This is a genomic window from Streptomyces sp. NPDC004647 (genome assembly GCF_040609575.1).
GTDB lineage: Bacteria > Actinomycetota > Actinomycetes > Streptomycetales > Streptomycetaceae > Streptomyces.
The window spans coordinates 26,741-36,951 of the sequence record NZ_JBEXKU010000075.1; the positions used below are offsets into that span (position 1 = coordinate 26,741).

A 10,211-nucleotide genomic window follows, 5' to 3' on the forward strand; every position below is an offset into this window, starting at 1 on the left:
TCCGGCCCCTCCGGTGTCGGGGGGTCGACGCGTCACAGCCGCACGCGCGCCAACTCACCCGACTCATCAGCCTGGAGTGTCCGCAAACATGAACGTCTCTCGTCTCTCGCTCGTCGTCGGCGCCGCCGCCGGTACCGTCCTGCTGCTCGCCGGCCCGGCCTTCGCCCATGTCTCGGTGGAGCCCGGGGAGGCCGAGAAGGGCGGCTACGGCACCATCGCCTTCAAGGTCCCGAACGAGCGTGACAAGGCCTCGACCGTGAAGCTCGAGATCACCCTGCCGACCGACCACCCGCTGGCCTCGGTCATGCCGCAGCCGGTGCCGGGCTGGGACGTCAAGGTCACCGAGTCCAAGCTGGACAAGCCGCTGGAGATGCACGGCGAGAAGATCGACGAAGCCGTCACCAAGGTCACCTGGACCGGCGGCACGATCGAGCCGGGCAGCTTCCAGCAGTTCCCGCTCTCCGTCGGCCAGCTGCCGGAGGACGAGGACCAGCTGGTCTTCAAGGCCCTGCAGACGTACGACGACGACGAGATCGTGCGCTGGATCGAGGAGCCCAAGGAGGGCGGGGAGGAGCCGGAGAGCCCGGCGCCCGTCCTGAAGCTCACCGAGCCCGCTGAGGGCGCGGAGGGCCACTCCCACGGCGCCGCCGGCTCCTCGGACGACGCCAAGGACGGCCATGAGCACGGGGCCGAGGAGTCGGGGAAGTCCGGCGGAACCGAGGCCGCCGCGGCGGAGACCAGTGACACCACCGCGCGGGTGCTCGGGATCGTGGGGATCGTCGTCGGCGTCGTCGGTGCCGCGTTCGGCATCCTCGCCGGCCGCCGCCGCTCGTCCTGACGCGACTCCCCGTCCCTTACGAAACCCACCACACCTGGGGTATCTCTCCATGCGCAGAACCCGTGTGTCCACCGCCGCACTCACGGCGGTGGCAGCACTGACCCTGTCCGCGTGCGGAGGCGGCGACGACGGCAAACCCGCCGCCGATGTCGCCGCGCCCGCGCGGAAGGCCGCGACCGTACTCGACAATCCGATCGAGAAGCCCGACCTCGTCCTCACGGACACCAAGGGCAAGAAGTACGACCTGCTCGAGCAGACCAAGGGCCACCCGACCCTGCTGTACTTCGGCTACACCAACTGCCCGGACGCCTGCCCGTTCACGATGAGCAACATCGACATCGCCATGCGGAAGCTGTCGAAGGCGGAGCAGAAGGAACTGCGGGTCGTCTTCGTCACCTCCGACCCGCGGCAGGACACTCCCCGGCGGCTCGGCGAGTGGCTCGGGATGCAGAACAAGTCCTTCACGGGCCTCACCGGCGACTTCGACACCATCCAGGCGGGGGCCCGTACGCTCGGCATCTACCTCGACAAGCCGAAGAAGGAGAAGGGCGTCTGGGTGTCCTCGCACGGCACACAGGTCCTCGCCTTCTCCCCGAAGGACGACAAGGCCCACGTCCTGTACGGCAAGGACACCACCGCCGAGGACTACGGGAAAGACCTGCCGAAGATCATCAAGGGGGAGACGCCATGAGGCGCCGCAGGACCCCCGCCACCGTCCTGGCACTCACGGCAGGGCTCGCACTCGCCGGCTGCTCCTCCGGCGCCGACGCCGGCGCCGAGCTGAAAGCCGGGGACGGATACGTGCCGCAGCCGGTGACGGCCGACATGGCGAGCGGCTACCTGGTCGTGAAGAACACCGGGGACACCGCGGACAAGCTGACCTCAGTCACCAGCGACATCTCGGACGACGTGACGCTGCACAAGACCGTGGGCAGCACGATGCGCCCGGTGGAGACGCTCGAGATCCCGGCGAACGGGGAGCTCGAACTCGGCCGGGGCGGCAGTCACCTGATGTTGATGAAGCTCAAACACAAGCCCACCAAGGGCGAGAAGGTGTCCCTGGAACTCCGCTTCGCCACCACGGACCCGATCAAGCTCGACGTCCCCGTCGAGGCGGCCAACTACACGCCGAAGAAGTGAGGGACTGACGCCATGCCAGCCGCCGCCCCCTCCTTGGGACACCGGTCCGCGCGCTCCGCGGCCGTCACACTGCTGCTCCTCGCCGCAGCGCTGATCGGCTCGCTGCTCGCCGGCGCCTCCCCCGCCGCCGCGCACGCCGCACTGACGGGGAGCGACCCGAAGGAGGGGGCGGTGATCGGCAGTGCGCCGAAGGACGTCACCCTCACCTTCTCCGAGGGCGTCACCATGTCCGACGACTCGATCCGCGTGCTGGACCCGAAGGGCAAGCGAGTCGACACCGGCAGGCTTCTCGACCGGGGCGGCGGGAAGGTGGAGTACGGCGTCGGGCTGCGCTCCGGGCTGCCCGACGGCACCTTCACCGTCACGTGGCAGGCGGTCTCGGCCGACAGCCACCCGGTGGCGGGCGCGTTCACTTTCTCCATCGGCGCGCCCTCGAAGACCTCCGCCGCGGTGCCGGAGCAGCAGACCGGCGGAGGCCTCGTCGGGGCTCTGTACGGCATCGCGCGGTACGCCGCCTACGCCGGCTTCGTACTGCTGGTGGGAGGCAGCGCGTTCGTACTGGCCTGCTGGCCGGGCGGGGCGGCCGTACGGCCCCTTCAGCGGCATGTCGTCCATGGCTGGGTCGCCCTGACGGCCTCCACTATCGCGCTGCTGCTGCTCCGCAGCCCGTACACGGGTTCGGGGAAGCTCCTGGATGTCCTCGATCTGAGCGGGCTACGGGCGGTGCTGGAGACCAAGACGGGCGCGGCGCTGATCTCCCGGCTGTTGCTGCTCGCTGCCGCGGCGCTGTTCGTCGCGGTGCTCTTCGGCTCGTACGCGCGGCGCAAGGACCCGAAGGAGCGCAAGGACCTGGGCTTCGGACTGGGGGTCGGTGGGGCGGTCGTCGCGGCCGGGCTCGCCGCGACCTGGGCGCTCGCCGAGCACGCCTCGACCGGTCTCCAGCCGGGCGTGGCCATGCCCGTGGACATCCTCCATCTGCTGGCGGTCGCGGCCTGGCTGGGCGGCCTGGCCGCGCTGTTGATCTCTCTCTACCGGGCGCCGTCCATCGAACGGGCAGCGGTGCGCCGCTTCTCGCGGGTGGCGTTCGGCAGCGTGCTCGTGCTGACCGCGACCGGGCTGTACCAGTCATGGCGTCAGGTCGGCTCGTGGGACGCCCTGACCTCCACCTCGTACGGGCGGCTGCTGATCATCAAGGTCGGTCTGGTGGGGGTGATGGTCGGCATCGCCTGGATCTCGAGGCGCTGGACAGCGCGACTCTCGGCCGCCGGGGCATCCGACGTGGAGGCCGCGAAGGTCCTGGACTCGGCCACGGACGGGGAGTCGTCGAACGACGGGGGCCCGGCGGAGGACACGGAGCCGGTGGAGGACGTCGAGTCGGCGGAGGACGTCGAGTCGGCGGAGGAACTCGACGAGGAACCGGTCACCGTGCCGGCCGATCCGCGCCGGGCCGCCCAGCTGTCCCGGCAGCGGACCGCCCGGGCCACGGCGCGCGACAGGCGCATCCGCGACGCCGACCTGGAGCGCTCCGGGCTGCGCCGCTCCGTACTGGCCGAGGCGTCGGTCGCCGTCGTACTGCTGGCCGTGACCACTGGGCTGACGAGCACGGAGCCCGGGCGTACGGAGGAGACGGCACGGACCGCGAGCGGTGAGCCGGCGGTCCCGCCCATTCGCCGGGTCACGGCGAAGATCCCGTTCGACACCGGTGGCGAGGACGGAAAGGGCACCGCCCGGATCGCCCTCGACCCGGGCGTCACCGGCGGAAACACCCTCGACCTCAAGCTGACCCGGCCGAACGGCAGACCCCTGGACGTCCCCGAGGTGAAGGTCTCCTTCACGCTGAAGTCCAAGGACCTCGGGCCGCTTCCCGCGGAGACCGCGCGAGTCGAGACCGGCCACTGGGCGGCGAACGGCGTCCAGCTCCCGCTGGCGGGTGACTGGGAGGTGTCCGTGACCGTACGGACCTCCGACATCGACCAGGCGACCGAAACCAAGAAGATGAAGATCGGCTGATGAAGGACGACGACACCTCCAGGGACAGCTCCATGGGCAGCTTCGGGGACCTCTCCCGGCGGCGGCTGCTCGGCACCGTGGGCGCGGCCGGCGCCACGGGCCTCGCCGTGGGGGCGACAGGTGGCGCGATCGGCACCGCCGCTGCCCGGGGCGAGGGCGACACGGCCGCGCTGACCACGGTCGGCTCCACGGCCTTCGCCTTCCATGGCAAGCACCAGGCCGGCATCACCACTCCGCTGCAGGCCCATGGGCACCTCGCCGCCTTCGACCTCCTCCCCGCCACAGGCCGCAAAGCGGCAGCCGCGCTGCTGCGCCGCTGGTCGAGGACCGCGGAGGAACTGACAGCGGGCCGCGCGCCGGCGGACGACACCGGCGTCGCGCTCGACGCGGGTCCGTCGTCCCTGACCATCACCTTCGGCTTCGGGCGCACCTTCTTCGACCGTACGGGCCTGGAGAAGCGGCGCCCGGTGGAACTGGACCCGCTGCCGGACTTCTCCTCCGACGCGCTGGACGCGAAGCGCAGCGACGGAGACCTGTGGGTACAGATCGGCGCGAACGACGCCCTGGTCGCCTTCCACGCGCTGCGTGCGGTGCAGACGGCGGCGGCCGGCGCGGCCCGGCTGCGCTGGCAGATGAGCGGCTTCAACCGCGCGCCCGGAACCACGTCCCACCCGATGACGGCGCGCAACCTGATGGGCCAGGTCGACGGCACCAACAACCCGAAGCCCGCGGATGACGACTTCGACCGGCGGATCTTCGTGCCGGGCGGTGGCGCGTCCGACTGGATGGCGAACGGCTCGTACGCGGTCGTGCGACGTATCCGGATGCTTCTGGACGACTGGGAGAAGCTGCCGCTCAGCAAGCAGGAGAAGGTCATCGGGCGGCGGAAGTCCGACGGCGCCCCGCTGTCCGGTGGTACCGAGACGACGCCGGTGGACCTGGACAGAACCGACGCCTCGGGCAAGGTCGTGATCCCTGCGAACGCGCACGCCCGGATCTCGGCACCGGAGACGAACGGCGGGGCCGCCATGCTGCGCCGTCCTTTCTCCTTCCACGACGGCTTCGGCTCCGACGGGGTGCCGGACGCCGGGCTGCTGTTCATCTGCTGGCAGGCCGATCCGCTCACGGGCTTCGTACCGGTGCAGCGCAAGCTCGACCGGGGCGACGCGCTGTCGCCGTTCATCCGGCACGAGGCGAGCGGCCTGTTCGCGGTGCCGGGCGGCTGCGCGCCGGGCGAGTACGTGGGACAGCGGCTGCTGGAGGGCTGAGCGAGGCCCGGCACCGGCCACTCACTGAGACTCCGTGTGTCCCGGACCGGCGGCTCGGTATCGTGACGAGCACGGGATCGGGGTCCCCCCTGCCGAAGACCAGGGGATGGGCGGTCCCCCGGGACGCAAGGAGCCACGCACGATGTCGGCCAGTCGCTACACCTACCTCGGGCCCGCGGGCACCTTCACGGAGGCCGCGCTGCGGACCCTTCCGGAGGCCGCGACCCGCGAACTACTGCCGATGGTCTCCGTGCCTGCCGCTCTGGACGCCGTACGGTCCGGGGAGGCCGGCGGCGCGCTCGTGCCGATCGAGAACTCCGTCGAGGGCGGGGTCACCGCCACGCTCGACGAACTGGCCACCGGCGAACCGCTGATGATCTACCGCGAGGTGCTCCTGCCGATCGCCTTCGCTCTGCTCGTCCGTCCGGGGACCGCACTCTCGGACGTGAAGACCGTGACCGGCCACCCGGTCGCGCAGCCACAGGTACGCAACTGGCTCGCGGCGAACCTGCCGGACGCCCTGTGGGAGTCGGCGGCGTCGAACGCGGACGGTGCCCGGCTGGTGCAGGAGGGGCGCTACGACGCGGCGTTCGCGGGCGAGTTCGCCGCGCCGAAGTACGGACTGGAGCCGCTGGTCACCGATATTCACGACGCACAGAACGCGGCGACCCGCTTCGTGCTGGTCGGCCGGCCCGCCCGGCCCGCTGCCCGGACCGGCGCGGACAAGACGTCCGTCGTGATCTGGCTGGGTGACGACCACCCCGGTGCTCTGCTGGAGCTGCTCCAGGAGTATTCGGCGCGTGGCGTGAACCTGATGCGCATCGAGTCGCGGCCCACGGGCGAGGGGATCGGCCGTTACTGCTTCTCGGTGGACTGCGAGGGGCACATCACGGACCGCCGGGTGGGCGAGGCCCTGATGGGGCTGAAGCGGATCTGCCCGAAGGTCCGCTTCCTGGGTTCGTACCCGCGGGCCGGTACGGACCCGTCCGACGTACCGGCGCTGCGGCACGGGACCTCGGACCGCGAGTTCACGGCCGCCTCGGACTGGCTGACTCGATGCCTCGACGGCCGGGCGTGACCGCTCCCACCTGCGAGTGAAGTTATCCACGGAAGTTATCCACAGGGTCCGTTCTCGACCTGGGGACAAGTCGACACGGGAACACGACATGGTCGACAAATCGCTCACAGCGCCCACCTCGACCCACAGTGCGCCAGGCCACCCCTCGTCACCCCAATTCCATCGATCAACTCTTTGGGGGGAGTCATTCCCACCCGAATGAGTGTGTGAGAAGGGTTTGAGAGGGGAATTCATCGGCCAGCGCGCAGTCGGCAGAATGATCACTTCCGCTATCCACAGAACTTCCTCACAGCCTGTGGATAAAGGACCGGACCGCTTGCGCCCCTGTGGACAACTCGGCCGCCAACTCCCGCCACTCGCAAGGGAATCAGCCGAGGAAGATGACTTATCCGTCCCTTTTGGTCGCATATGTTGCCATTCATTGATCTCTTTCATTTCTAATCGGAATCTTCCAGTCAAAAAGGGCAAACTGCATGGGTCGGGATATCGGGTCGAGCACCGGCTGCGCACCCCGGTAGCCTGGTGGGGTGATTGACCTTCGTCTGCTCCGTGAGGACCCCGACCGTGTCCGCGCGTCCCAGCGCGCCCGTGGAGAGGACGTCGCGCTCGTCGACGCGCTGGTCTCCGCCGACGAGCGGCGCAGGTCCTCCAGCGTCCGCTTCGACGAGCTCCGAGCCGAGCAGAAGGCGCTCGGCAAACTCATCCCCAAGTCATCGGGCGACGAGAAGGCAGAGCTGCTGAAGAAGGCCGGCGAACTGTCGGCCGCGGTCAAGGCGGCCGACGCCGAGCAGGATGAGGCCGCGGAGGAGACCCAGCGCCTGGTGCTCCAGCTCGGCAATCTCGTGCACCCGGACGTCCCGGTGGGCGGCGAGGAGGACTTCACCGTCCTGGAGACCGTCGGCACTCCGCGCGACTTCGCGGGTGAGGGGTTCGAGCCGAAGGACCATCTGGAGCTCGGCCAGCTGCTCGGCGCGATCGACGTGGAACGTGGCGCCAAGGTCTCGGGCTCGCGCTTCTACTACCTGACCGGCGTGGGCGCGCTGCTGGAGCTCGCCCTGGTCAACGCCGCCATCGCGCAGGCCACCGCCGCCGGTTTTGTCCCCATGCTCACCCCCGCGCTGGTCAAGCCGCGCGCCATGGAGGGCACCGGCTTCCTCGGCCAGGCCGCGGAGAACGTCTACCACCTCGAGAAGGACGACTACTACCTGGTCGGCACCTCCGAGGTCCCGCTCGCCGCGTACCACATGGACGAGATCGTCGAGGCCGACAAGCTGCCGCTGCGCTACGCCGGCTTCTCGCCCTGCTTCCGCCGCGAGGCCGGCACGTACGGCAAGGACACCCGGGGCATCTTCCGTGTCCACCAGTTCGACAAGGTCGAGATGTTCTCCTACGTCGCACCGGAGGAGTCGGAGGCCGAGCACCAGCGGCTGCTCGACTGGGAGAAGCAGTGGCTGACCGGTCTGGAGCTGCCTTTCCAGGTGATCGACGTGGCCACCGGTGACCTGGGGTCCTCGGCCTCCCGCAAGTTCGACTGCGAGGCGTGGATCCCGGCCCAGGGCAAGTACCGCGAGCTGACCTCCGCCTCGAACTGCAATGAGTTCCAGGCACGGCGGCTCTCGGTGCGGATGCGCGACGGCAAGCATGTGCGTCCGCTGGCCACGCTCAACGGCACCCTGTGCGCGGTGCCCCGGACCATCGTCGCCCTGCTGGAGAACCACCAGCAGCCGGACGGCTCGGTGCGGGTCCCCGAGGTGCTCCGCCCGTACCTCGGCGGCCGTGAGCTGCTGGAGCCGGTCGGCAAGTGAGCTCCGGCGCCGGCTCCTCGCCCGTCCTCCCGTACCGACTGATCGCGACCGACCTCGACGGCACGCTGCTGCGCGCCGACGGCACGGTCTCGCAGCGCTCACGCGCGGCGCTCGCCGCGGCCGCGAAGGCGGGAGCCGCACACATCATCGTCACCGGACGTGCCGCGCCACGGGCACGGCACATCCTGGACGACCTCGGCTACCGGGGCCTGGCGGTGTGCGCACAGGGCGGTCAGGTCTACCACGCGGGGGAGAACCGGCTGCTGACGTCCGTGACACTCGACCGGAAGCTCGCCGGGCTGGCGCTGGCGAAGATCGAGGCGGAGACCGGCCCGCTCGCCGTGGCGGCGAACCGGGACGGCTTGGAGGGCGAGGTACTGGTCGGCCCGGGGTACCGGATGCAGAGCCCGTTGCCGGTCGTGCCCTACAAGGACCCGGCCGAGCTGTGGTCCGCCCCGCTGAGCAAGCTCTTCATCCAGCACCCCACCCTGGACGACGACGAACTCGCGCGGGTCGCCCTGGCGACCGCCGGAGATCTGGTGGGTGTGACGATGGCGGGCGAGGGCATCGTCGAACTCCTCCCGCTGGGCCTGACCAAGGCCACCGGTCTCCGGCTGGCGGCCCGGCGACTGGGTCTGAAGGCGGCCGACACGATCGCCTTCGGCGACATGCCCAATGACATCCCGATGTTCGGATGGGCCGCGCACGGCGTCGCCATGGCCAACGCACACCACGAACTGAAGGCCGTGGCGGACGAGGTCACCGCGTCCCATCAGGAGGACGGCATAGCGGCCGTCCTGGAGCGGCTCTTCCCCTCCTGAATCCGGGCGGTGCGCGCGCTGAAGCCGGGCGGTGCGTCAGGGGGATGCTCGTAGCGCCCTTGGAAACTCGCGTCGGCGGCCGAGATGCTACGCGCGCCGTTCCGCGGCGGCACGGGCGGCTGTACGGGTAGCGGCCTCGGCCTGGCGTCGGTATCAATGGCGTACGAACGTGTGCGCAACAGGGCGTGACGGTCCGCTTATCAGCTCGTTGTCCTGTGTGCGTGGAGGCAACTGGAGTTCGAGGCGTCGTAGAGCGTGTGAAGTGGCGGATTGCCGGGCGGCAGAACCGGTCATTGGGTGAGTGCACAGATGAGCAGCCTTCGCTCCTGGTCCCTGGATACGGGCGTTCCCACAACCGTTCCAGTAAGAGTGGAGGGCATTGAATTGCCACCCGAATCCGCCCTGCTCGAGTCGCGCGCGCTGCGCGACAGCGTCGCCGGGCACACGGACGCGCTCGACAAGGTCAAGGTCCTGGCGCTGCTGCCCGACGGGCTGCATGTCACGACACCGCCTACTTCGAGGTCGACGAACGCGTCATCAACAAACTGGTCCAACGCCACCGGACGGAGCTGGAGAACAACGGCTTCGTCATTCTGCGGGGCGCTGACCTCGAACAATTTAAGAGAGACAGCATGTCTCTCTATCCGGGGGAGGGTTCCGGGAGTTATCCACAGCCCCGCTCCAGCCTCGCGCTCTTCACCCGCAGGGCCGTCCTCAACGTCGCCATGCTTCTGCGGGACAGTGAGGTAGCCCGCCGCGTCCGGACATATCTCCTCGACGTCGAGGCGGGAGCCCGCTCTCGGCAGTGGGCTCCGCCGGCGGGCTACGTCTCCCTCGAGCAGCTCGTCACCGACACCGCCGCGCAAGCCGCCGAGCACGTCCTCGAAGGACCGATCGGCACTCGGCTGAGCACCGTCGAGGCCTGCCTCGGCGACGTCGGTGCATCGCTGCGCGAACTGGGACCGGTCATTGCCGGGATCTCGGTACGGCTGGAGCGCATCGATCACCGGCTCGACGCCACGAACCGCGTGGTCTGCGCCATGAGCGAGCGGCTGTGCGACCTGGGTGAGGACATGAAGGAAGTCCGCCAGAACGTAGCCGTACTCGGTCGGGACGTAGCGGTGCTGAAGAGCAGGTCCACCCAGGCGCACCGGCGCCGCAGGAGTGACGGCTAGGAAGTAGGAGGCGACAGGAGATGGACATCACCGCTCACGACGAAGCCACCGCGAAGGCGGTGATGGCCAAGCTGGA

At 69.7% G+C, this 10,211-nt stretch carries 9 protein-coding genes; all 9 read left to right on the plus strand.

What is annotated here, in order from left to right; all coding sequences use genetic code 11:
* Positions 1 to 88: 88 nt before the first annotated feature.
* The 9 genes from ABZW18_RS27195 (at position 89) to ABZW18_RS27235 (ending at position 10,135) form a co-directional block, all read left to right on the plus strand.
* On the plus strand, positions 89 to 838 hold the full coding sequence (locus tag ABZW18_RS27195; RefSeq protein WP_356192161.1) for a YcnI family protein: 750 nt from the start codon (positions 89 to 91) through the stop codon (positions 836 to 838).
* 49 nt (positions 839 to 887) lie between these two features.
* Positions 888 to 1,529 (plus strand): SCO family protein, encoded by a 642-nt coding sequence (locus tag ABZW18_RS27200; protein WP_356192163.1) that lies wholly within the window; start codon positions 888 to 890, stop codon positions 1,527 to 1,529.
* Positions 1,526 to 1,978 carry a copper chaperone PCu(A)C gene (locus tag ABZW18_RS27205; protein WP_356192166.1) on the plus strand — a complete coding sequence of 151 codons (453 nt, stop codon included), beginning with the start codon at positions 1,526 to 1,528 and terminating at the stop codon, positions 1,976 to 1,978. Before ABZW18_RS27200 ends, ABZW18_RS27205 begins: the two co-directional genes overlap by 4 nt.
* A gap of 12 nt (positions 1,979 to 1,990) precedes the next feature.
* A complete protein-coding gene (locus tag ABZW18_RS27210) occupies positions 1,991 to 3,988 on the plus strand; it encodes a copper resistance protein CopC (RefSeq protein ID WP_356192168.1) in 1,998 nt (665 codons plus the stop codon).
* Positions 3,988 to 5,256 (plus strand): iron uptake transporter deferrochelatase/peroxidase subunit, encoded by a 1,269-nt coding sequence (gene efeB, locus ABZW18_RS27215; protein ID WP_356192170.1) that lies wholly within the window; start codon positions 3,988 to 3,990, stop codon positions 5,254 to 5,256. The genes ABZW18_RS27210 and efeB overlap by 1 nt, the downstream gene beginning before the upstream one ends.
* 142 nt (positions 5,257 to 5,398) lie before the next feature.
* A complete protein-coding gene (pheA, locus tag ABZW18_RS27220) occupies positions 5,399 to 6,334 on the plus strand; it encodes a prephenate dehydratase (RefSeq protein WP_356192173.1) in 936 nt (311 codons plus the stop codon).
* A 527-nt stretch (positions 6,335 to 6,861) separates the two neighbouring features.
* Positions 6,862 to 8,139: a serine--tRNA ligase gene (gene serS / locus ABZW18_RS27225; protein WP_356192176.1), complete on the plus strand. Its 1,278-nt coding sequence runs from the start codon at positions 6,862 to 6,864 to the stop codon at positions 8,137 to 8,139.
* The gene (locus tag ABZW18_RS27230) at positions 8,136 to 8,960 is read left to right on the plus strand and encodes an HAD family hydrolase (protein ID WP_356192178.1); all 825 of its coding nucleotides are present in this window, start codon (positions 8,136 to 8,138) and stop codon (positions 8,958 to 8,960) included. The genes serS and ABZW18_RS27230 overlap by 4 nt, the downstream gene beginning before the upstream one ends.
* A gap of 632 nt (positions 8,961 to 9,592) precedes the next feature.
* Positions 9,593 to 10,135, plus strand: coding sequence for a hypothetical protein (locus ABZW18_RS27235; RefSeq protein ID WP_356192181.1), 543 nt, complete (start codon positions 9,593 to 9,595; stop codon positions 10,133 to 10,135).
* The last annotated feature ends 76 nt before the right edge of the window (positions 10,136 to 10,211 follow it).